Here is a 22,613-nt window from a genome sequence, read left to right as displayed (position 1 = left end):
CCGAGCAGCACCCGCTAGACTGTCGGCGGTGGTGCAGCCGCACGTTGGTCGCGCCGCCTCGCCTTCGTAGCTCAGGGGATAGAGCACGGCTCTCCTAAAGCCGGTGTCGCAGGTTCGAATCCTGCCGAGGGCACCAAAGTAGTTGTATTCGAACCTTCGACACCCCGCACGGGGGCCGGAAGGTGAACAGAGAGACCCCCAGCCGGCGTGCTGGGGGTCTTCTTGTTGGCGGACGATGCGGGCTTGTTCCAGGACTCCGCGCAGCTTGGTTCGTCTCTCCGCACAATCAGCCAGGGCGGTCTGCCCCGCATCCAGTACGTCTGCGCCGAGCGGCGTGTCGAACGGTTCGGCGTACTCGCTGTGGGCGCCGTCCTCGTCGATCACGGGGTGGGTGAAAAACGCCTGGTTGCCAACCTGCGCAGCTGCGGATCGGCTGCCAGGTAAACGGCGTGACAGTTGCGGGCGAGGTCGAGTGCGCGCGGGAGGTCGGTCTCGATCGCGCCAAAGGCGGCCGTGACCACGCCGAGCCCCCGCAGACGCTCACGCACCTCGCGCTCCTGATCAGACGTCAACTCCACACGCGAGATCTTCGGCATGGGCAGCGACGCAATCGCCCCTGTCAGGCGTCGAAGCGGTGGCGGGAGGTCTCAATGTGACCCAGGTACCGGTGAGTCCAGTCGCACAGTCCGTCGATCGTCACCCGCAGGGCCTGGCCCGGCTCGGTGAGTGCGTACTCGACCCGCGGCGGCACGACGGGGTACACCGTCCGCTCGATCAGACCGTTGCGCTCGAGCATGCGCAGGTTCTGAGTGAGCATCTTGTGGCTGATGCCCTCGATCTCGTTCCGCAGCTCGCCGAAGCGCAGGGTGTGCTCCCCCAGAGCCTCGATGATCAGGAGCGCCCATTTGTTGGCGACGTCCGAGAAGATCTCCCGCGCCAGAGAGTCCGCGCGCCTCAGGTCCGCTTCGTCGGGCGAGCCCGTGAACTGCTTGGTCACCATGAGGTTCCCCAGTCACTGAAAAGTGCGTTCTTCCATGTCAGCGGCCACTCTCCTATGGTTCCTGAGTAACCGCAAGAGACCAAGGGAAACGTCTTGGTCGGGTGGAAGCGAGCCCACGGGCTCCCGTGACAAGGAGGCAGGCAGCATGGCCGTCACTCTGGTGAATCCCAGCGGATTGCCCACGATCGATGTCTACCGGCAAGTGTCGATCGCGACGGGGACGAAGCTGGTCTTCATCGCCGGGCAGGTCGCCTGGGACGCCAAGGGGGTCACGGTCGGCGAAGGCGACCTCGCCGCTCAGGTCGAGCAGTGCTACCTCAACATCGCCACCGCCCTGGCCGAGGTCGGCGGTTCCTTCGACGATGTGGCCAAACTGACCGTCCACGTCGTCGACTGGACCCCCGACAAGATGCCCCAGCTCCTGGAGGGGATCGGTCGGGCGTCCGCGAAGCTGGGGGCCGCCCCGGTCCCGCCGGCCACGCTGCTGGGCGTTGCGGCACTGGACGTACCCGACCATCTGGTGGAGATCGAAGCCACCGCAGTCCTCGACTGAACAGATCCTCTTAGCCCGCTGAGCACCGAAGTGGCCAACTACGGAGCTCAGGGGTCAACCACGTGCTCAGTCACATACCCGAACCGCACCCCACATCACCGAGACCGCCCTGGGCCCCGGAACTCCCATGTCAGGGAGGGTCCGGGGCCTATTTCGTGTAGCCGGCTCCCGGTCTGGCAACAGCCCGCTCTCACCCTGGACAGGCCTTCGCCACGAGTGCCGATCTCCCAAGTACCTCCCGAAAACCCTAACCGGATCATGCCGAAGTCGCAGGTCACCGCAGACCTGATCACCCCAGCCCGCGACGGGGGCCAGGCCTGCCCGACGGCGAAACCTGGATCAGCGACTGCCGCCGGGGCCATCGGCGCCCGGAGCTGCCCGTGTCGCTCCTGGCCGCCATCCGGCTACCGGCATTCCCGGATGTCGGGATTTCGGTGGTCCGCTGCTGTCGCCCGGGAGTGGGGATTGCGCAGCCGTCGGCGCGGTGTCGGCCCACGCCCACCGGCTCAGGTGAGGGCGGCGGCGAGCAGGGTGAAGGCGGCGATGATGACGGCGACACGGACGTAGTGGAAGCGGTTCCAGCGGTGGATCTGCTGCTTCCAGTCGGCGGGCCGGTTCTCGGGGGTCCATGTCTTGTTCCGGTTGTTGATCGGGACGAGCAGCAGGAGCGACATGACCACGCTGAGGAGCAGCAGCGCTCCGGCGGTGACGACGAGGCCGGTGCCGGGGTGGTCCCCTCCGGCGATGGCCCAGACCGCGACGAGGACGAGCGAGCTGATGTACCAGACCGGCATCACAGCGCCGAGCATCCGGCCCCCGTGGGCGTGGCCGAGTTGGCCACTGTCCTCCGGGAGTGCGTTGAGGATCGGGTTCATGACGAAGGCGACGGAGAACTCCACCCCCACCATCACGCCGACGACCACGGTGGTGAAGACCTCGAGTGCGTTGAGCATGATGACCCTCCAGGAATCTAGCGTTGCTAGGTACTGAGGCAACGCTAGTGCTGCCGCCGCTCACTTGTCTAGCGGTGCTAGGATCGAATCATGTCGGTACAGGAACGCAAGGAGCGCGAGCGGGCGGCCCGCGAGCGCCTCATCGTGGCGACGGCCCGCGAACTCGCCGAGCAGCAGGGCTGGGACGCGGTCACCACCCGCCGGCTCGCCGAGCGCATCGAGTACAGCCAGCCCGTCCTCTACAGCCACTTCCGCGGCAAACGGGAGATCATCGGCGCCGTTGCCCTGGAGGGCGCCGCCGAGCTGGCCGCGGCGGTGCGCGCCGCGACCGCCGCCGCAGACTGCCCGCGCGAGCGGGTGTACGCCCTCGCCCGCGCCTACCTCGACTTCGCCGCACGCAACCCGGCGGTCTACGACGCCATCTTCCAGCTCGACGGCGGCCTGGCCTTCGCCCACGAGGACACCCCGGAACCGCTCAAGGACGCCTTCGCCGCACTGCTGGAGAGCCTCGGCGAGGTCGCCGGGGACGGCGTCCACCCGGGGCTGTTCACCGAGACGTTCTGGGCCGCCCTGCACGGCCTGGCGACCCTGACCCGAGCGGGACGGCTACCGCCGGAGGACGCCGAGCTGAGGGTGGAGCTGCTGGTGGACCGACTCGCGGTGGTCTGACACACCGTCCCGGCAGGTAGGCGGCGGCGGGGCCCGTACTCCCGGACGGGCACCGGTGCCGGCCTCCGAGATCGATCGTCAACTCCTCGCCGGACGTGCCCGGTGAGGAGTTCGGACCGGAGCACGTCAGGCTGCACGCCGACCCCGCCGGCTGCCCGCCTTCTTCGACCGCGCGCCGACCGGGTCTTGTTGGGCGGGTCACCGTTCACCGTGGGGAACCGTCAGGTGGGCAGGGGCGTCGTCCGTCGGGACGAGGAGGGCGTGTGGTCGTGCGTGGAGATCGGCGAAGCCTGCGCTGGTGGGAGCACGGGCTCGCCGCGGGTGCCATCGGTGTCGCTTGTCTGCTGGCCCTGCACTCCGTCGTGCCCAACGGGGTCGGGCGGATCGGGAGCGCCCTGGAGACGTTTCTGCCGTGGCTGGGCGTTGCCGTGCCGCTCCTCGCGTGTCTCGCCCTGGTCAAGCGGTCGGTGGGAGGGCTGGTCGCCTGTCTGCTGCCCGCGCTGGCCTGGCTCTGGCTGTTCGGCGGGCTCTGGTTCGCCTCGTCCTCCGACGCGTACGACCTGACCGTCGTTCAGCACAACGTCGCCGACGACAACTCCGACCCGTCCGGCACCGCACAGGCGCTGCTCGCCACGGGCGCCGACCTCGTGGCCGTGCAGGAGCTGACGCCCGCAGCGCGGCCCGTGTACGAGGACGTCCTGGGCGCGTCCCATCCCCACCGGGCGGTCCACGGCACGGTCGGGCTCTGGTCCTCGTACCCCCTCACGGACGTGCGGGCCGTGGACATCCGGCCCGCGGGCTTCCCGGGCGGCTGGCAGCGCGGTCTGCGGGCCACGGTCGGCGCGCCCGAGGGAGCGGTCGCGGTGTACGTGGTCCACCTGCCGTCGATCCGTCTCGGCGCGAGCGGCTTCGCGTCGGCGGCCCGTGACGAGAGCGCGGCACTGCTCGGGGCGCGGATCGCGGACGACCCGGCGGTCCGGCTCCTGGTCGTGGGTGATCTCAACGGCACCGTGCAGGACCGGGGGCTGGATCCGCTCACCTCACAACTCGGCGCCCCGGAGGTGGGGTTCGCGTTCAGCTGGCCGGCTTCCCTGCCGGTGGCCCGGATCGACCAGGTGCTCGGCAGGGGGGTCGTGGTGACGGAGGTGTCGGCCCTGGACCCGACCGGGAGCGACCACTTGCCGGTGGTCGGGCGCGTACGCCTGGGTCGTGGCTGAACGCCGGGCGTCTGCGATCACCGCTGTATCGGCCTTGCGTCCCAGGTGAGGGACCCTCCGATCCGGTGGGTCTTTTCCGGCGGGGGCCGGTCGTACGGCTCGCCCGGCGGCGTCGGCCGGATGCTCGGCGGGGGCTGCGGTCCGGGCATCGAGGCTGATGGGGTGCGGCGGTCCGGGGGCACGTTCGTCTCTGGTGTCCGGTCCGCCTGGGGTCAGTAGCCCCGTCAGTAGCCCCGGAAGACCCCGCCGACGCGGCACCGCACCACCGACGGACACCTGACCCGTGCCGGCGGAGCCCCGAGCACGAGTTCCGCGCAGGAGACCGCGCCTATCCCGCCGCCAGGGGTGCCGAGTGGAGTTGGCGTACCAGTTGGGGGGTGAGGAGTTCGCCGGCGCGGTCGGCGAGGACGGACATCTCGTAGCCGACCAGGCCCACGTCACAGCCCTCGGCGGCGAGGACGCCCAGGCAGCTGCCGTCGCGGATGCGGCCGACCATGAGGAAGCCGCCGAACATCTCGATCATGACGAGCTTCATGCCGCGGAAGCCGTGTGTCGTCGACGCGTTCTGGGCGAGGCTGGTGATGCCGGAGACGACGGCCGCCAGGTGGTCGGCGCGGTCCCGGCCGAGGTTGTCGGAGGCGGCCATGAGGAGGCCGTCCGAGGAGACGGCGACCGCGTCGGTGACGCCGTCGGCGGTGCGGACGAACTCCGAGATGAGCCAGCCGAAACTCTGGACGGCGGTGGTCACGATGACGCTCCTTGGGTGCTTCGGGCCTCGGCTCGGGCGACACCTGCTCGGAAGCCGTTGAGCAGGGAGGAGACAGCGGGTGGGGTGGTGGGTGACGTGGTGGGCGGGGGTGTGAGCGGTGCGGCGGGGAGGGACTGGGCCGCGGGGGCGAGCAGGCGGTCGGGCAGGACGAGGAGTGCGGACAGGCCGCCGCCCGGGGTGTCGAAGAGGTGGACCCTCGTGCCCTCGCCGAGCCGGTGGGCGAGCCGGCCGACGACGAGGTGGCCGAGGAAACGGGTGGGCGCGGCGAGGAAGGCGTCCTCGTCCGAGCCGGAGAGGCGGGCGCTCGCGCGTTCCTTGTCCGCCGCGGACATGCCGACGCCGTGGTCGACGACGGCAAAGCTGTACGTGCCGTCCTCGGAGTCGTACCAGCCGTGGACCTCGACCGGTTCGTCCGGTGGCGAGAACGTCAGCCCGTTCTCGATGAGTTCGGCCAGGAGGTGTGCGACATCGGCGACGGCGTGCCCGCGTACGCGCACCGGCTCCACGGCCGCGATCAGGACCCTGCGGTACTGCTCCACCTCGGCGACGGCCGACTGGACGACCTCCAGGCCGCCGGCGGGTGCGGCCGTGGCCCGGGGCGGGTTCTGTCCGGCCAGGACCAGCAGGCTTTCGGCGTTGCGCCGCATACGGGTGGCCAGGTGGTCGAGTTCGAAGAGTTCGGCGAGGGCGTCCGGGTCGAGTTCCTGCCGTTCCAGTCGGGTGATGAGGCCCAGCTGACGGCGAACGAGATTCTGGTTGCGGCGGCCGAGGTTGGCGAGCGATTCGGTGGTGTTGCGGCGCAGGCCGGCCTGCTGGGCGGCCAGTTGGAGAGCGGTGTGTTCCACCTGGCGCAGGGACTCCGCGACTTCGGCGATCTCGGCCGCGCCGCCCAGGGGCTGGGCCTGTGCCTCGGGGAACTCCACCTGGTCCTGCGGTGACTGCTGGATCCGGGCGACGGTGGCGGGGAGCCGGTGCCGGGCCACGTCGTGGGCGGCCTCGGCGAGTGCGCCGAGGGGGCGGGTGAGGGAGCGCGAAGCGAAGGCGGCGAGGGCCGCGACGAGGGCGGCCATGAGCGTTCCGGCGACGAGGTAGGCGGCGAGACCCAGTTCGGCTTCGTGACTGAGGCGGTCGGCCCGGTCGCGTACGTCGTCACCCACCGTCCGCTGGACGGCGTACAGGTCGTCCACGAGTACGGTCATCGCGTCCCACCAGGTGCCGGCGTCGGCGCGCAGCGCGGAGCCGTCGGCGGCGGCCTCCGCCCGGGTCTCGTAGGCGGTGGCGCGTTCGGCGTCCTCGGTGCCGAACGCGCGCTTCAGGGCAGCGAGTTGGGGAGCCGTGGCGACCTGGCGGAAGCGGGCGAGGGCGGCGACGCGGGTGGCGCGCACCTCGGTGAAGGTGAGGTATTCGCGGTCGCGGAAGGCACCGTCGGCGAACACACCGTTGAGGAAGCCGCGTTCGAGGGCGACGGACTCCTTGGCGGCGGCCAGTTCCCGCAACGCCGCCAGTCCGTCGCGCAGTTGACGGTCGTCGCGGGACGCGGTGTCCGCCACCGGGTCGACCGCGTTGAGGGCGTCGACGGCGGTCGTGTAGAAGGTGAGGGTGGCGGTGCGGTCGACGGTGCCCGTTCCCACGGCCTCCCTGTCGGCAGCGGTGCGGATCGCGGTGAGGCGTCGCAGGTGCTTCTGAATGACCGCCTCGACGGCGCGTTCCGGGCGCATGGCCTCCAGTGCCGTGTCGACACGGCGGCGAGTGGTGGTGAGCGGTGTGCGGTAGCTCTTCTCGCCCCCCAACAGGCCGTTCGTCAGGCCGCGTTCGCGTTGCAGCTGGTGCACCAGTGCCTGGACACGCAGGCTGAGGCCGACCTCGGTGCGGGTCGTCCGGGCCTCGCCGACTGCCTCCGCGCGGCCGTACACGGCCAGACCGGCCACCGTCAGCAGCAGGCAGATCGGGACGGTGATGACCACCGCCACCCGGCCCCTGATGCTGCGCCAGCCGGGCAGCGGACGGCGGCCGGGAGTCGTTCGGTCACCGGGTCGGCCCACCGAACCGCCCGTGCCGACAACCCCCTTGCCGACGCCGCGTCTGCCGACGGCACCCTTGCCGGCATCGCGCCTGCCGACTTCGCCGAGTCTGGTGAGCCTGTCGAGCAGCGGCCGTAATGGCGTCCACACCCTCATGTCACGACGCTAGTCCGACTGCCGCAGCGGCCGGTTTCCGCTCTGTTAGGGCCCGTGGGAACTTGGGTTGCGTCACCCTCACACCCCAGGCCGGGGGCTGTGACCGACGCCCTGGTGGCGAACACGGCGCCGACATCGGGGAGTTCAGCGGTCCGACGACAGCGGTCCCGACCACAACGGTCCCGGCTGACAGCGACTCCGGCTGCGGACCCGACGGTCTGATCGGTATGACGTTCACTGTCTGGGGTTGGGACGCCAGGGGTGGCACCAACGGCACGGGGGTCGCCCCGGTTCGGAACACCTTACGGCTGCCCCGGGGCGTGGACATCAGCGAGTTGCGGGTGGACCGGGCGACGGGCTGCGGGGACGACGCCACGGCGACTCCGGGCGACTCTCGGCGTCTCTCAGCGGCTCCGGCGTCTCTCGGCGACCACCGGATCGAGACCTCACGGACGGCATCACCTGGGCCACCACCGCGGAGGGCCACTGCGGGCCCGCCGACCACGGCTGGGAGAACACTCAGGACCGACGGACAGGACCGACGGACAGGACTCGCGGACAGACTCGCGGACAGGACCGGCCGATTCGGTAACGAGCAGGCCGGAGGGCGGCGTTCCGGCTACGGAACGCCGCCCTCCGACGACTGGCGCGGATCAGGTGTTCATCGGACCAGGTATCAACTGGTCGCGCAGGTCGTGCCGTTGAGCGTGAACGACGTAGGCACCGCGTTCGTCGCCCCCTTCGTCCCGATGAAGCCGACCGAGACCGAGCCGGCGGCCGGGATGGTGGCCGTGTAGGCGGCGGGTGTGACGCTCACGTTGGCGCCGCTCTGGGTGGGTGTGCCGCCCCACATGTTGCTGATCGTCTGGCCATTGGCGAAGGCGAAGCCCAGCGTCCAGTTGGTGAGGGCGGTGGTGCCCGTGTTGCGCAGGGTGATGTCGCCCTGGAAGCCGCCCTGCCAGTCGCCGACGACGCGGTAGGCGACCGAGCAGCCGGCTCCTGGGGTGCCGCCGCCCGGGGACGTGGTGACGCTCACCGTGGCCGAGCGGGGCGACCGGTTGCCGGCCGCGTCCCGCGCGTACACGGCGAAGGTGTAGGCGGTGGCCGCGGTGAGGCCGGTCACCGTGACCGTGCTGGTGGTGGAGGCCGCGGCTGCCGTCTCCGTGGTGCCGTTGACGCGGACGACGTCGTAGCTGGCGATGCCAACGTTGTCAGTCGCTGCGGCCCAGGTGAGAGTGGTCGAGGTCGCGGTGGTCGCGGACGCGGTCGGCGTGCCGGGGGCGGTCGGGGCCTGGGTGTCGGTGCCCGTGCCGCCGCCGTAGACCGTGGCCTCCACGGACGTCTGGGCGATGCCGTTGGCGCCGTGGAAGATGCGCTGGCCCCACGTGCTGAGCTGCTTCGGGTCGAAGCCGATCGACAGGTCGAGGATCGGGTCCGTGTTGCCGCTCCACGACCAGGCCAGGTAGCCCAGCTTCAGCTGCTGGGCGGTCGCCATCATGGTGTCCTCGTCCGGATCGCCCCACTGGTCGGGCGGACCGCCGAATTCGCCGATCAGGATGGGGAGTTTGGCCGTGACGAAGGCGTTCAGGTAGTCCGTGATCTCCGCGGCCGTGTCGTAGACGCTGTACATGTGGATCGAGAAGATCAGGTTGCCGGTGGTGTCGGCGTTGTACACGGACTGGGCGTTGGCGCGCATGACGCCCTGCCAGTCCTGGCCCCAGTTGGGCGCGTCCACCATGATCGTGTGCTGGAAGCCCGCGGCGCGCAGCTTCTGTACGGCGGCGATGGTCGGGGCGGTCCAGCCGGCCGGATTCGTGTTGCCCCAGGGCTCGTTGCCGATGTTGATGACGACGTAGTCCTCTTGACCGGTGAGCACGCTCTTGAGGCCGATCCAGTAGTCGGCGGCCTGGTCGAGCGTCCCGGCGGCTGCTTCCTCGCCGTAGCCGGTGGTGTCGTGCACCTCCAGGACGCAGATCAGGCGGTTGGCCTTGCACTGCGCGATGACGGCGGCCACGTCGTCGGCGGTGTTCTTGGTCCAGCGGTGCCCGTCGGCGAGGACGACGCGGACGGTGTTGGCGCCCAACGCCTTGACGTCCCTGAGGGATTGGGTCTGGTTCGGGTACCAGGTGTGGGCGTGGTTGACGCCCCGCATCACGAAGTCGTTGCCGTTGCCTTCGAGGAGACGGCCGTTGGAGATGTGCAGGCCGGTGGCCAGGGCACGGGGTGACTCGGCCTGCGCCTGGGCGGAGGCCGGGGCAAGCACCAGGAGCCCGAGGATCGTGGCGAGCCCGGTCAGCAGGACGGTGATGGGGTTCTTTCGCGTGGAGCTTCGTGTCGTACTTCTCGTTGTTCTCACTGCGACTCCAGAGAATGAGCGCGAAGAGGACTTCAGCATCAGAGGAACAGGGGAGGTCAGGAGGAAGACGGGCAGCGGAAATATGGGAGCGCTCCCATGAACCCACCCCGGCAGGGACACGTCAAGATGTCGCGCATCATCCAGCGCTGGATCCCGCACTGGATCGCGCGTTGCGGAAGGTACGGCGGTACGCGTCCGGGGGCACACCGATCGTGCGGTTGAAGTGGCGGCGCAGAGTCGTGGCGGTGCCCATGCCGACGGCCTCCGCGATGGCGTCGACACTGTCGCCGGTGGCCTCCAGCAGCTCCTGGGCGCGCCGGATGCGCTGGACGAGCAGCCACTGCAGCGGGGTGGTGCCGGTGACCGTACGGAAGTGCCGGCCCAGATGGCGCGAGCTCATGCTCGCCCGGCGAGCCAGGTCCTCCACTGTCAGCGGGCGGTCGAGCCGTTCGATCACCCAGGGGAGCAGTTCGGCGAGCGGATGGTCGTCCCGGGCGGGCACCGGCGCGGTGACGAACTGCGCCTGACCGCCTGCCCGGTGCGGGGGTACGACGAGGCGCCGGGCGACGGTGTTGGCGATCGCCGAGCCGTGGTCGAGCCGTACGAGGTGCAGGCACAGGTCCATCGAGGCCGCCTTGCCGGCGGAGGTGAGGACGCTGCCGTTGTCGACGTAGAGCACGTCCGGATCGACCTCGACGAGGGGATGGCGGGCGGCCAGGACATCGGTGTGCGCCCAGTGCGTGGTCGCGCGCCGTCCGTCCAGCAGTCCGGCGGCGGCCAGCACGAACGCGCCGGTGCACAGGGAGGCGACGCGCGCACCCGCCTCGTGGGCCGCGCGCACCGCGTCGACCAGTTCGGCGGGCGGCTCCTGGTCGACGTCGGCCCAGCCAGGGACGATCACCGTGTCGGCGTACGGGAGCCGGTCGAGCCCGGAGTCCGGCTCCAGCAGGAACCGTCCGGCGCGGATCGGGCCCGGCCCGCAGAGGGCGACGTCGTACCAGGGGTCGACCAGGTGGGAGAGGTCGGAGCCGAAGACCTCGTAGGCGATGCCGAGTTCGAAGTGCAGCATGCCGTCGGTGACGGCGATCGCGACGGTCCTCGTGCCCACCCTCATCCGTTTCTCCTCCCCCTGCCCATGTCCGGAATTGTACGGGGCATGTCGTTCCGGACACTCGTGCGGAGTCGCTGCCGTCGCCAGGATGGTCACAGTCGATCAGCGGATGATCACTCATGACGACGGGGAGAAGCCATGGGATCGGTATCGGAGTCAGCGTCAGGGCAGGCGGTCGTGGTGTTCGGCGCGTACGGGCACACCGGGCGCTTCGTGGTGGCGGAGCTGCTGGACCGGGGGTTCGTCCCGATCCTCTCCGGGCGGGACCCGGAGCAGCTGCGGGAGCTGGCCGCGTCCCGCCCCGGGCTCGACGCCCGGCCGGCCACGGTCGACGACCCGGGCTCGTTGGACCGCGCGCTCGCCGGAGCCTCGGCCGTGATCAACTGCGCCGGGCCCTTCGCCACGACGGCCGCGCCGGTGATCGAGGCGGCGCTGCGGGCCGAGGTCCCGTATGTGGACGTGGCGGCCGAGATCGAGGCCAACCTCGACACGTTCACGCACTTCGCGGAGCGTGCCCGTGCCGCGAACGCGCTGGTGATCCCCGCGATGGCCTTCTTCGGCGGCCTCAGTGACCTGCTGGTCACCGCGGCGATGGGCGACTGGACGTCGGCCGACGAGGCGCACATCGCGTACGGCCTGAGCGGTTGGCACCCGACCGCCGGCACGCGCACCGCGGGCGCGGTCTCCCGGGACCGCAGGAACGGCCGCAGGGTCCGCTACAGCGGAGGGCGGCTGGAGTACCACGACGACGCGCTGCCGACCCTGAAGTGGCCCTTCCCAGATCCGACGGGCCCCCGGGAGGTGATCGGCGAGTTCTCCATGGCCGACGTCGTCACCGTCCCCAGCCACCTGGCCATTCCCGAGGTACGCGGCTACATGGCGGCGGACGCGGCCAGGGAACTGTCTGCGCCGGACACCCCGGCGCCGGTCGCGGTCGACGAGGACGGCCGCTCCGCGCAGACGTTCGTCGTCGATGTCGTCGTACGGTCCGGCGGGGCGGAACGGCGGGCGGTGGCGAGCGGCCGGGACATCTACGCGGTGAGTGCGCCGCTGGCGGTGGAGGCGGTGGGGCGGGTGCTGGCGGGACGGACCCGGACGGTGGGTGTCGCGTCCGCCGGGGCGGCCTTCGACGCGGTCGACTTCCTCGGCGCGCTGTCCGGGCACATCTCGCTCGAACTGTTCCGGTAGGGGGTAGGGGATAGGGAGTATGGGGAGTCGGTGGACCCGACTCAGGTCCTGCGCCAGGCGCCGAGCAGCTCGTCGGGGCCGTAGGTCGCCTGAAGGCCGGAACAGCTGACCCCGTTGCGGGAGACCGCGACGAGCGGTACGGGCTCGTCGGTGATCGCCGCCCGGTGCTTCTGCAGCGCGGCGAGGTCGTGGTTGTCGAACGGGGCACTCCCCAGCCACTTCACGGAGCCGAGGAAGAGCAACTCCTTGGCGACCGGCTGCCGGTCGGCGCCCACGAGGTCGATCTCGACATCGTTGCTGCGGGTCCAGTACCCGCCGATCGCGGGGGCGGCGGGCAGGACCCCGTCCGGCAGAAGACGGGCGAGGGATTCCCGGACCAGGGGTTCGATCGCACGACCCCGCCAGCTCGTCCACCGCTCCCTGATCCGGCTCAGGGTCAGGTCCCCTCGTCCACGTTCGATCTCCGCCATGTGCGGATCCAGGAACGCGAGCCAGAACCGCAGGTAGGGGTCGGTCACCCGGTAGCGGCGTTCCTTCGACGGCCGCAGGGAGAGGGGCAGTTCGGCCGCCACCACCCCCTTGGCGGTCAGGACGTCCGTGGCCCGGGTGAGAGTGGTGTGGCTGATGCCACCGGCGGCGCGCGCGATGTTGGTGAAGGTGCGTTCGCCGGTTCCGATCGCCCGTAGGACTTCCCCGCTCATCGCCTGGGGCGGAAACTCCGCGGCCAGTGAGCGCTCGGCGGAGACCAGCAGTGCCGAGATCGGATTGTCGAGTGAGTCGCGGAGGAACTCCCAGAGGTCCGCTCCGGGCCGCCACTCCGCGCAGATCAGCGGGAGGCCGCCGGTGATCAGGGTGGCGTCGAAGGCGGCTGCGGGTTCCAGGTCGAGCATCTCGCCGATGTCGACCGGGTTCAGCGGCCCCACGACCATCTCTCGCCCGCGCTGGTGGAAGGGACGGTCGTAGCTGTTCAGCGCCTCCATCATCGACAGGTCGGATCCGACCAGGAGGAGAAGCACCGGCTTGCGGCTGAACAGGCGGTCCCACGCCCTCTGCAGCATGCCCTCGAAGGCGTCGATACGGTCCATGAGATACGGGACCTCGTCGATGACGACCACGCTCGGGCGGTCGTCGGGCAGGACCTCGGCAAGCAGCCTGAAGGCCGCGTTCCACTGAGCCGGGGCCTCCTCCGCGAACAGTTCCCTCCCCGGCAGGGTGGACCGGGTGGCGGCGTCGAGGAGCTCCGCCAGCTCATCCTCGGCCGTGCCGCCCGCAGCGGTGAAGAAGAGGGAGGGCGTCTCGGTGCGCCGCAGGAACTCCTCGACGAGGCTGGACTTGCCGACCCGTCGTCTTCCCCGCATGAGGATGCACTGGCCAGGCTTGGCGGACCCGGCGGCGTCCTGAACGGCCTGGAAGGCGGTGCGGAGCACGGTCAGCTCGCGGTCCCTGCCGATAAAACGGCGCATGAGGAGACTCCCGTAGAGAATGGTATCGGCAGCGATACTATCGCCATCGATACCATCTTCCGCGAGTCACGCTCGGCTGCCCTACGCCGTTCGATACGGCCCTAATGAGCCCATGGCGGCGCGATGGTGCTGCCGTCGGCCAGTGTGGCACTGAGTCCGACACGCGTGGTGACCCACATCTGGGCGGGCTGGTCGGTGGTGTTGGCAACCTCCAGCTCGGAGCCTGCCGGAGCCACCGCCGCGTCACCGACGCCGAGTTCGGCGCTCTCGCCGCCGATGGTGAGCCGGAGGCGACCGGAGAGGACGTAGAACGTCTCCTCGTGACTGATCGCGTGGGCCTGGCCCACCATTCCGGCCGGGACCTCGGTGCGCCAGGCGGCGAGGTCCCGGCCGCCCGTGTCCGGACGGATGTAGGAAACGAAGCGGGCACCGTGGATTTCGTGCGCGACGGCCTCCGCGCTGTGAATGAAAGGCATGCGTCAGCTCCCCTCTATAGACAAGTAACTTGTCCATAAAGACAAGCAGCTTGCCGAGTTATAGTCAAGCCATGGACGACGCTCTGGCCTTCTCCGCACTGGTGCTGGCACTCTCCGGACAATTGGTGCAGGAGATCCACGCCGGCGTGTCCGAGCAGGGATTCGAGGATTTGCGGCCCGCGCACGGCTTCGCCTTCGTCCGCATCTCCATGGGCGGCGCCACCACGGCCGCGCTGGCCGAGCATCTGGGGGTGACCAAACAGGCCGCCGCCCAACTGGTCGAGGAGCTGGTCCGCAAGGGGTACGTGGTGCGGCATCCGCACCCCCACGATGCCCGTGCCCGGCTCCTGGCCCTGACCGAGGCCGGCTGGGCCGCCACTCGCGCCGCCGACCAGGCAGCCAAGGCTGCCGTCGAACCATGGCGAGAGGCGCTGGGCGAGGCACGCTTCAGCGAACTCGTCGCCGACCTGACCCGGCTCACGCCACCGGGGCCGATCCGCCCCGCCTGGTGAGCCGCCGGGCCACCCGCCACCCCTCCCCCGGGCAGCAGCCGATGGCCCGTCAGGCAGTCCTCACGCAAACCGCCGACGCGGGCTCGCTACGGGGTCCTGGGACTGGCTGCGTGCGGCGCTCTGGGGAGAAACGGGGCTGAGTTTCGGGGCTCGGAGGTCGGGGCCCGCGTTCCGATGAAGTGGATCGTGAACCTTGAGCCCCTCCCCTCGCGCTCGACGTGCGGACAGGCGCCCGCCGGGCCATCGTGGGCGTAGGGGCGAGACACTCCTCGCCGCCACCTCCATCTCGGGACGGCAACATGCAGCAGTACAACCTGACAGACGCCCAGAAGAAGGCTTTCGAGGAGAACGAGGCCGACTTCCGCAGACTCGACGACCAATTGCGTGGCATCCGGGAAACCGCCCGAGCGCGACTGACGAGCAACGACTGGGAGCCCGACTCCAACGGCACCATCCCGTGTCTGTCCTGCCCGTGCCCCGACTTCCAGTCCGGCGGCCCAGAGGGAAAGTGCAAACGAGTCAGCTGCCGGCACTCATTCAGCGGCCACGACCTGCCCGAGTGAAAGCTGACACAGGACAGTCCGTCCCGTGACAGCGAATCCCTGAGCCCCGAGCTTCGGGCGCCGAGATCCGAGATCCGAGCCTCCTTTTGTCAGGGCGCGCGTAGTCAGTCAGGGCGTCCGTACGCGGTGGTCTGCCCACAACTTGGCGGCCGTACGGACTCCATGGGTCCAGGAGTTGGGCGACTCCTCCGCGATCTGGGCCCAGACGCTTGCGTTGGCCGCCGCGAACGCGTTCAGTCCGACCTCGGGTGCCTCGCGGAAGGCGGGGACACAGGAAGCCCATCGTTCGGCGCTCTCGGGAGTGTGGCCGCCCTCGGCGATCAGCCAGACGACCCAGTAGCCAGCGTCCAGCCACGGCGCGCCTCGGGTGGCCCACGCCCAGTCGACGAGCCACGCACGTCCCTGGTCGACCATGACGTTGGCGGGGTTCGGGTCGGTGTGACAGAGGGCGTCTCCCGCGAAGTGCGCGAGAGCTGCGGCAGGCGCGTGCTCACGCAACCGGTGTCGGGCCTCCTTGAGTTCCACGTCGTCCGGCGCGCGCAGCCCGGCCAGCCGTTCCAGAGTCGCCGCGACGAGTGGGAGGTCGTCCGAGCCGGGCGCGTAGTCGGCGTGGCGGCCGTCGAGTGCGTCGAAGGCGACGAGGTCCCATCCGCCGGCCTGGAGGTGCCACCGCACGCGGGGAGAAATGCCGCCCGCATACGGGCCGACGGCCGCCTCTCGCTGCTGCGTCCACACGCGGGGGTGATCCGTCGGCAATCCCTTGACGTACACCTGACTCTGCTCGGTCGTCAGGCGCGCGGAGATGGCCGAGTTGAAGCCGGAGGACACTGTTTCGACGCGCAGGAGCGGACCAGTGCGGGCGAGTACGGAGCCCTGAACGTCGTCGGGGAGGTCGGCGAAGTCGATGCGGTCGGTCGGCATGGGTGCACTTTCGCAGAGACAGGGTGGCCCCGCACGGCACGACTGTTGCGCGGGGCCACCAGGGGCGTTGTTACTGCCGCACCCTGCTGATGGAGTGCACCGACTGCGGGGTGCCGGGGCGGCCGGAAGCCCTGCCCGGTGGGCTCTGCCGGGGGTGCCGGAACCGGGACGGGAGTGGGCCGACGGCGCCCGATCGGTCGGTACGCCGTCCCGATCCGACCGTCCGCACACTGGCCGCGCAGGTGCGAGCGGGGATGCGCGCGCCTCAGCGCGTCTGAGACCTGGGCCCTGAGACCTGAGATCTGCGGCGGATGGTCCACGCACAGGCTGCCGCAGGGCAGAGTGACAGGGGTGGCCCGGCGCAGCACGACGGCCGTGCCGGGCCGGGGAAGCAAGCAACTGGGCTGACTCCAGAGGCACATGGCCGAAGGGGCCCCTCCGTCCGGTACTGGACGGAAAGGCCCCTCGCGGTGGGACAGCGCGTGTACGTCAGGCCGCCGGTTTCACCGTCGGTGTCGATGCCGACGCCTCGCCCTTCGCCAGTGGCCACTCCTTGTGCAGCTCTCCCAGCGGGATCCGGTGCTGGAAGATCGGGGTGCCGAAGATGGTCAGCTGGATCTGGAGGGCGCCGGAGAGGTCGAGGCCCCCGTACAGGGCCCAGGAGCCGCTCGCCGAGCCCGTGCCGTCGCTGGAGCCCTCGGCCGCGGCGTCCGCCTCCACGCGGAGGTACGGGGCGAGGTCGGCGCTGACACCGACGGTGCCGTACAGGCCGATCGCGGCCTCGGCGCCCAGGGACGCCTTGACGTCGCCCGTCGCCGAGACGCCGACGTCCAGCGGCGTGCCGGTCATCTCGGACTCGCTGACCGACTGCCAGCCCTTGCTCCAGGAGAAGGTGCCGCCGACGCGGAAGTCGCCCTTGAGGTCCTGCTCGACGTCGACCGTCACCTTGCCGTCGGCGTCGACCTGGAAGTAGCAGACCAGGTCGAGGTTGACGACGATCGGGACCGGGCCCGCGTAGATGACGGGGTCGGAGTGGAGTTCCGCGAAGGGGATGCGCAGGGGCTTGCCGTTGGTCGTGGTGGTGCCGGCCGCGCGGCCCTTCAGCGACCACTTCGAGGCCCAGTCACCGGTCAGGCCGAGGAACGCGCCGCCGGGCGCGGAGCCCGTCCCCTTGCCGGAACCGTCGTACGAGAAGGCGACCTCGGGCGCGAGCTGGACGAAGCCCTGCACCGAGGCCGACGCCGAGGCGGGAGCGCCCTCGGCGGTGGCGATGGCGGCGCCCACGTCGATACGCAGGCTGCCCAGCGGAAGCCTGGCGCCCTCGGGGCCGAAGGTGAGGTCGCCGGTCTTCGCCCAGGAGACCTTCACACCCTCCACGAGCGGCTCGACCTCGATGGTCGACGGGTCGACCGGGACATCGCCCTCGGCCTTGCTCTCACCGAGTACGGAGCTGAGCTCGGAGGGCTTGGTGATCACCTCCGTACCGCCGCCCGCGGCGTCACCGACGACCTCGGTCACCTCGGCCAGCAGACCGTCGGGGGCACCGGGAGCGGGGGCGCTGGCGATGACGTCACCGACGGCAACAGCCGCTGCGGGGGCGTCAGTTGTCTCCGACTCGGAGGGCGAGGGAGACGTGGGAGCGGAGGACTCGGGGGATTCGAGTGAATCGGAGGAAGAGGAGGAGGGCGGGGTCGCCTTGCCTTCGGCCGGCGCGGTCACCGACTTCGCGGTGATGACCGCCCGGCCGCTCTTCTTGTCGTAGGAGGCGACCTTGAGCGACGACGTCCGCGCCCCGGCACCCTCCTTGGCCGCGCCCTGGGTTGCCACGGCGGTGGGGGCCCCGTTGCCCAACGGGGCTTGTACGACGGCTAGTTCGTCCGGCGTGTTGGCGGCGGCGGGTATCTCGGCCGCCGCCGCGCCGGCGCTGTCCGCCTCGTTCGACGAGCTTGCGGAGCAGCCTGTGGTGAGCAGCGCCGCGACGGTGACCGACGCCAGCAGGGCATGTCTGGTGAGCTTGTGCACGCGTGGGGGTCCTCGGGATCGAGTTGATCGAATGACGGGACGAGGCACGGGGGTTGGGCCGGGGATCGAGCACGAACGGTTACCCCTCGGTAGCCACGCATGAGCATGCCAGCCCCACACGCCCCCGAGGCACACTTCCTTTACTTTCTTTACATCACGGTCTTGTGATGTGAATCACTGTGCGGTTTACGGCCCGGCTCACCGTTCGGTGTCCAGCCGGTACTGCTCCGACTGCACGAGGTACATCCGCCGGAAAAGCCCCGGTCCGTCACCATCGGGCCTCAACAGGGCCTCGAACGTGCCGTGTTCGGCGACCCGGCCCCGTTCCAGGACGTAGATCTCGTCCGCGTGCCGGACGCTGTGCAGGCGGTGGGTGATCAGGATGACCGTCTGGCCCGCCGCGGCAAGGCTGCGGATCTGGTCGAACACGCGCTGCTCGGTCTCCGCGTCCAGGGCGCTGGTCGGTTCGTCGACGACGAGGACGCGGGCGTCGCGGTGCCGGGCGCGGGCGATGCCGAGGCGCTGCCACTGGCCGCCGGAGATCTGGTGGCCGCCCCGGTAACCGCGGGCGAGAAGGGTGTCCCACCCTCGGGGCAGGGCGGCGATGGTCTCGTCGGCGCCCGCGTACTCGGCGGCGGCGCGCAGGAGTTCGTCCTCGTACGGGGCGTCCGGGCGGCCGATGGCGATGTTGACCCGGGCGGTGAACGGCCAGCGGTAGAAGTCCTGGGCGACGACCGCGATCCGGTCGAAGAGGTCGGCACGGTCCAGCTCGGTGGAGTCGAGGCCGTCCCAGAGGATCCGGCCGGCATCGGGCGCGTACAGCCCGCACAGCAGCTTGGCCAGGGTCGACTTCCCGCTGCCGTTGTTGCCGACGAACGCGACGATCCGGCCGGTGGGGATGGTGACGTTCACCGCGTCGAGGGCGGGTTCGGTGGCCGTGCCCGGGTAGGTGAACGAGACGTTCTCGAAGTGGATGGCGTCCACGTGGGCGGGCAGGGGGCGGCCGGTCTCCGGGATGAGCCGACGGTCCGCCTCCCCGCAGAGCCGCTCCAGGTCGGCGACGAACAGGCTCTCCTCGTAGAGTTGGTTGAGCTGGACGACCAGCGCCTCCAGATTGGCGGACCCGGTCCGGATGGCGATGACCGCCGTACCGGCCACGGCGAGATCCATGGCCCCCGTCCACAGCAGCAGCCCGAGCACGCCGTACGCGCCGGCGGTCGCGATGCCCGTCCACCCGGAGGCGATCAGCCCGGTACGGGCCGCCAGCGAGGCGAGCCGGGTCTGTTCCCGCTCCCCCGTCTCGGCCATGGTCCGGAAGTGCCGCAGCAGAAACGGCCCGATGTTGTGCACCCGCACCTCGGGCGCGGCCTGCGTGTCGATCAGCAGCCGCCCCAACAGCTGCCCCGCGCGGGCGTGTTGGACCCAGGTGTGGAAGGAGACGTACCTCCGTCGGGCGATGGTGAGCGCGCTCCAGGCGCTGGGCAGCGTCATCAGGGCGAGGAGCGGGAGGAGGGCCGGATGCAGCACGGTGAGCACACTGGCCGCTGCGGCCAGCGCGATGCTCGCCGTCATGACGGACGTACAGAACCGGATCATGCGCCGCGCGGACTCGGCCCCCCACTGCGCGGAATCGAGGAGCTTGTGGAACTCCTCGTCCTCCACGGCGGCCAACTCGACCCTGGCCACCCGCTCCAGGTACTCCTCGGTCGCCACCCGGAACACCTTGGGCTCCAGCCGCCCGGTACCGGCGGTGGACGCGGACCGCAGCAGCGCGCCGACGAGCGCGGTGACCGCGACGACGACCAACGCGGGTACGGCGGACCGCAGCCGGTCGGTGGTCTCACCGTCGCCGAGCAGGTGGGTGAGCACCCGGCTGACGGCCACGAGCCCGACCGCCTGCGCCACTCCCCCGCCCAACTCGGCGATCACCACCCGACGCAGGGCGCGTGGGTCGGCGCGGTGGGCGAGCCGGATGGTGGCGCCGACAAGCCGGGGCATCCGCGCGACCATGGTCCGCAACCCCAGCTCCAGAAACGAACCCTGGTGATGGTTCCATCCCATGTCGTACCGCAACGGCCCCCCGAACAAAAGCCGTTCGGACTCGGAGACACCGTCGTCGTCGCTACCGGTTTCCCCTGCGGCTTCCTCCGTCACCTCCTCCGCCGCCTTCTCCGCCCGGTCCTCCCCGTCCCCCTTCTCGGCCTTCTCCGCCTTCTCCGTACGTTCGTCACGCGTCGTCATGCGAGTGGGTCCCCCTTGGCAAGCCGGTCGAGCCGCGCATGTCCTGCCCAGTTCTTCCCGCGCGCGGAATTGCTCACCCGGTCCGGGGACCGCCAGGAGTCACGTACCGGAGCGCGACCACTCCGCCGGGCTCGAAAGCGCGCCCTCCCTTCCGCCCCGGCCGCGCCCCTCCCGCCGCCCCGCCGCCACCAGAGCCGCCGTCACGCACACCGAGCCCGCCGCCATCACCGTCATCGCCGCTCCGGGGGAGGTGAGTTGGGCGATCGTGCCCGCCAGGGCCGCGCTCACGCCCTGCATCGTGAGCATCCCGGCGGAGTGCAACCCGAGGGCGTGACCGGAGAGTTCGGGTGGGGTGAGGGACATCAGGCGTTCCTGCTGGACCAGGCTCGCGCCGTAGCCGACCGAGGCCACGCAGACCGTCACGGCCGCCGCCCACATCTCCGGGGTCAGGGCGAACAGCAGATTCGGCACCGCCAGCAACAGCAGCAGCGGTACGGCCAGTTGACGTCGCAGCCGGGGTGCCACGAACCGGCCGATCGTCACGTCCCCGATCAGCATGCCAAGGGCGGCGCAGGCGAAGAGGGTGCCCGCGGAGCCAGGGTCGTAGGACACGTACAGGGACTCGACGCCGACGATCATGCCGTTGGGAATCCAGAGGCCCAGGTAGGTGAGCCTGCGAGGCCGGGCCGACCACAACTGGGCGTTCGTACGCCAGGTTTGGCCGATGGACGGGCGGCCGGAGAGACGGGGCGGCCGGTGGGTCAGGCCCAGGCGAGTCGTCAGCGCGCCCGTCAGGTAGAGAGCCGCCGAGGTCAGGAGTGCGGTGCGCGGGGAGAGGGTCGCCACCATGACCCCGCCCGTCGCGAATCCCGCGATCTGCATCAGCCCGTTCGACATGTTGAAGACCGAACGCCCCAGCAGATAGCCCTCCTTCGCCAGGATCTCGTTGAGCAGACCCCACCCGACTCCCGCCCCCAGCGACGCGACCAGCCCCAGGACGAACAGCAGGGCGAAGACCGCCCCGATCGGCAGGCCCGGGGTAGCCATGGCCGCCGTACCGAGCGCGAAGGCGAGCGCGATGCCCGTCAGGGTCGCGCGCGGGGGCAGGCGATCGGAGGCGGAGAGGAGGGTCGTCGCGCCCACCACCTGGGCGAGTTGGGGGCCGAACATGCTCAGGGCGGCGAGCAGGGGCGAGCCGGTGGCGCGGTAGGTGAGGGTGGCGAGGGCCAGGCCGCCGATCGTCGAGGCGGCCGAACTGAGCGCTGTGGAAAGGAAGAAGGGTGTGAACTCACGGGTACGGAACAGGGCGGAGTAGCTGCGCATCCGGGGAGTCTGCGAGGGGCTCCCGCTCACCGTTATTGTTTCGCGCACGCGCGAAAGGTCAGTCATGCGCGACGTCGACGGAGGACGGGGATACGGGCATGGGCTGGTGGCAGGTGAACGCCGACACCCTCGCCCGCAGCCGGTTCGTCATCTCGCCCCTCGCCGAGACCTTCGCCAGCCTCCGGCTGCTGCACTCGGGGGCGGCCACGCACCCCGGCGAGCGCGCCTGGCTGGCCGCCCACCTGCCCGCGTACCGCCGGCGTCTCGCGCACGACCCGACGACCGCGCTCCTCGTCCACGCCGGCCTCGGGCGCGACTGGACCGCCGACTTCCTCACCCCCACGCCCCGGTACGGCGAGACGTTCGACGCGGCCGTCGATCGCGTCCGTACGGTCGCCCCCGCCCTCGCCCGCGGCCACCTCACCCTCTCCCGCCCCGGCCCGCTCCCCGCTGCCCTCGTCGGCCGGGACGATCTCCCGGAGCGCGCCGCCGACCTCCTCACGTATGTGTGGGAGGAGGCTGTACTGCCGTACTGGGACCGGCGCCGACGCGTCCTGGAAGCCGATGTGGTCGCGCGGACCGCTCAGGTCAGTCAGGGCGGCTGGGCCACTGTGCTGGACGCGCTGCGGCCGGGCACGCGCTGGCTCGGCGGCAACCGGCTCCAGGTCAACGCGCACGAGTACCCGCCCCGCGAGATCTCCGGCGCCGAGCTGGTCTTCGTCCCCGTGACGCCGAAGTCGGGGTGGGTGGCCTGGGAGGAGCCGGAGCGGTACGCGGTGATCTACCCGTGCGCGGGGGCACTGGCCGAGCAGCGCGGTGGGCGCGGGGCGTCCGCCTCCCTCGGGGCGCTCCTCGGACCGGCCCGGGCCGCCGTGCTCGTCCTCCTCGACTCACCGCACAGCACCACCCAGCTGACCGCCGTGACGGGGCAGACGCTCGGCTCCGTCGGGCGGCATCTGCGGGTGCTGCTGGACGCGGGACTGGTGGACCGGCGGCGGGCGGGGCGGTCGGTGCTGTACTCGCGTACGGCGGCCGGTGAGGTTCTGGTCAAGGCTTCGGGGGCGGGACCCGGGGCCCACACCTACCGGAGTTAGCATCC

At 70.8% G+C, this 22,613-nt stretch carries 20 protein-coding genes and 1 tRNA gene; 8 read left to right on the top strand and 13 right to left on the bottom strand.

All coding sequences use genetic code 11. The features are described from left to right. The first annotated feature begins 60 nt into the window (after positions 1-60). Positions 61-136 (top strand) — tRNA-Arg (locus IEY89_RS01970). Positions 137-380: 244 nt separating this feature from the next. Here the strand turns inward: IEY89_RS01970 and IEY89_RS01965 are convergent. Both IEY89_RS01965 and IEY89_RS01960 read right to left on the bottom strand, forming a co-directional pair. Further along, positions 381-596 carry a hypothetical protein gene (locus tag IEY89_RS01965; protein ID WP_189145436.1) on the bottom strand — a complete coding sequence of 72 codons (216 nt, stop codon included), beginning with the start codon at positions 594-596 and terminating at the stop codon, positions 381-383. 23 nt (positions 597-619) lie between these two features. After that, a complete protein-coding gene (locus tag IEY89_RS01960) occupies positions 620-1,000 on the bottom strand; it encodes a winged helix-turn-helix transcriptional regulator (RefSeq protein ID WP_189145435.1) in 381 nt (126 codons plus the stop codon). A gap of 145 nt (positions 1,001-1,145) precedes the next feature. Between IEY89_RS01960 and IEY89_RS01955 the strand changes: the two genes are divergently transcribed. Then, positions 1,146-1,553, top strand: a complete 408-nt coding sequence (locus IEY89_RS01955) for a RidA family protein (protein WP_189145434.1) — start codon at positions 1,146-1,148, stop codon at positions 1,551-1,553. Positions 1,554-2,059: 506 nt separating this feature from the next. Here IEY89_RS01955 and IEY89_RS01950 read toward each other — a convergent pair. Beyond that, on the bottom strand, positions 2,060-2,506 hold the full coding sequence (locus tag IEY89_RS01950) for an anthrone oxygenase family protein (RefSeq protein WP_189145433.1): 447 nt from the start codon (positions 2,504-2,506) through the stop codon (positions 2,060-2,062). 90 nt (positions 2,507-2,596) lie between these two features. Between IEY89_RS01950 and IEY89_RS01945 the strand changes: the two genes are divergently transcribed. Together IEY89_RS01945 and IEY89_RS01940 are read left to right on the top strand one after the other, a co-directional pair. Continuing rightward, complete coding sequence (locus IEY89_RS01945; protein ID WP_189145432.1) at positions 2,597-3,175, top strand: TetR/AcrR family transcriptional regulator; 579 nt, start codon at positions 2,597-2,599, stop codon at positions 3,173-3,175. A 263-nt stretch (positions 3,176-3,438) separates the two neighbouring features. Continuing rightward, on the top strand, positions 3,439-4,392 hold the full coding sequence (locus IEY89_RS01940; protein ID WP_189145431.1) for an endonuclease/exonuclease/phosphatase family protein: 954 nt from the start codon (positions 3,439-3,441) through the stop codon (positions 4,390-4,392). Between the two features lie 328 nt (positions 4,393-4,720). Here IEY89_RS01940 and IEY89_RS01935 read toward each other — a convergent pair whose 3' ends face one another. From IEY89_RS01935 to IEY89_RS01920, 4 genes are all read right to left on the bottom strand, one after another. Then, positions 4,721-5,140, bottom strand: a complete 420-nt coding sequence (locus IEY89_RS01935) for a roadblock/LC7 domain-containing protein (protein WP_189145430.1) — start codon at positions 5,138-5,140, stop codon at positions 4,721-4,723. After that, the gene (locus tag IEY89_RS01930) at positions 5,137-7,338 is read right to left on the bottom strand and encodes a sensor histidine kinase (RefSeq protein WP_189145429.1); all 2,202 of its coding nucleotides are present in this window, start codon (positions 7,336-7,338) and stop codon (positions 5,137-5,139) included. Before IEY89_RS01930 ends, IEY89_RS01935 begins: the two co-directional genes overlap by 4 nt. 676 nt (positions 7,339-8,014) lie before the next feature. Next, the gene (locus IEY89_RS01925) at positions 8,015-9,694 is read right to left on the bottom strand and encodes a cellulase family glycosylhydrolase (RefSeq protein WP_229695003.1); all 1,680 of its coding nucleotides are present in this window, start codon (positions 9,692-9,694) and stop codon (positions 8,015-8,017) included. A 136-nt stretch (positions 9,695-9,830) separates the two neighbouring features. Continuing rightward, positions 9,831-10,808, bottom strand: a complete 978-nt coding sequence (locus IEY89_RS01920) for a helix-turn-helix domain-containing protein (protein WP_189145428.1) — start codon at positions 10,806-10,808, stop codon at positions 9,831-9,833. A gap of 135 nt (positions 10,809-10,943) precedes the next feature. Between IEY89_RS01920 and IEY89_RS01915 the strand changes: the two genes are divergently transcribed. Further along, a complete protein-coding gene (locus tag IEY89_RS01915) occupies positions 10,944-11,993 on the top strand; it encodes a saccharopine dehydrogenase family protein (RefSeq protein ID WP_189145427.1) in 1,050 nt (349 codons plus the stop codon). A gap of 41 nt (positions 11,994-12,034) precedes the next feature. Here IEY89_RS01915 and IEY89_RS01910 read toward each other — a convergent pair whose 3' ends face one another. Together IEY89_RS01910 and IEY89_RS01905 are read right to left on the bottom strand one after the other, a co-directional pair. Continuing rightward, positions 12,035-13,456 (bottom strand): ATP-binding protein, encoded by a 1,422-nt coding sequence (locus IEY89_RS01910; RefSeq protein ID WP_189145426.1) that lies wholly within the window; start codon positions 13,454-13,456, stop codon positions 12,035-12,037. 101 nt (positions 13,457-13,557) lie between these two features. Continuing rightward, entirely contained in the window at positions 13,558-13,932 is a 375-nt protein-coding gene (locus IEY89_RS01905; protein ID WP_189145425.1) for a cupin domain-containing protein, read from the bottom strand. A gap of 71 nt (positions 13,933-14,003) precedes the next feature. Between IEY89_RS01905 and IEY89_RS01900 the strand changes: the two genes are divergently transcribed. Both IEY89_RS01900 and IEY89_RS01895 read left to right on the top strand, forming a co-directional pair. Further along, positions 14,004-14,444 (top strand): MarR family winged helix-turn-helix transcriptional regulator, encoded by a 441-nt coding sequence (locus IEY89_RS01900; RefSeq protein WP_189145424.1) that lies wholly within the window; start codon positions 14,004-14,006, stop codon positions 14,442-14,444. Positions 14,445-14,743: 299 nt separating this feature from the next. Then, entirely contained in the window at positions 14,744-15,007 is a 264-nt protein-coding gene (locus IEY89_RS01895) for a hypothetical protein (RefSeq protein WP_189145423.1), read from the top strand. 108 nt (positions 15,008-15,115) lie between these two features. On the opposite strand, the gene IEY89_RS01890 is transcribed toward IEY89_RS01895, so the two are convergent. The 4 genes from IEY89_RS01890 to IEY89_RS01875 form a co-directional block, all read right to left on the bottom strand. Next, positions 15,116-15,928, bottom strand: a complete 813-nt coding sequence (locus tag IEY89_RS01890) for a phosphotransferase family protein (RefSeq protein WP_189145422.1) — start codon at positions 15,926-15,928, stop codon at positions 15,116-15,118. Positions 15,929-16,417: 489 nt separating this feature from the next. After that, positions 16,418-17,950, bottom strand: a complete 1,533-nt coding sequence (locus IEY89_RS01885; RefSeq protein WP_189145421.1) for a hypothetical protein — start codon at positions 17,948-17,950, stop codon at positions 16,418-16,420. Between the two features lie 198 nt (positions 17,951-18,148). After that, positions 18,149-20,011: an ABC transporter ATP-binding protein gene (locus tag IEY89_RS01880; RefSeq protein ID WP_189145683.1), complete on the bottom strand. Its 1,863-nt coding sequence runs from the start codon at positions 20,009-20,011 to the stop codon at positions 18,149-18,151. A 279-nt stretch (positions 20,012-20,290) separates the two neighbouring features. Then, entirely contained in the window at positions 20,291-21,514 is a 1,224-nt protein-coding gene (locus IEY89_RS01875; RefSeq protein ID WP_229695002.1) for an MFS transporter, read from the bottom strand. Between the two features lie 98 nt (positions 21,515-21,612). Between IEY89_RS01875 and IEY89_RS01870 the strand changes: the two genes are divergently transcribed. Beyond that, on the top strand, positions 21,613-22,608 hold the full coding sequence (locus IEY89_RS01870; RefSeq protein ID WP_189145420.1) for an ArsR/SmtB family transcription factor: 996 nt from the start codon (positions 21,613-21,615) through the stop codon (positions 22,606-22,608). Positions 22,609-22,613 lie beyond the last annotated feature (5 nt).

Origin of the sequence: Streptomyces lacrimifluminis (assembly GCF_014646095.1) — a bacterium.
GTDB lineage: Bacteria > Actinomycetota > Actinomycetes > Streptomycetales > Streptomycetaceae > Streptomyces > Streptomyces lacrimifluminis.
This window is presented reverse-complemented; position numbering and strand designations above follow the sequence as displayed.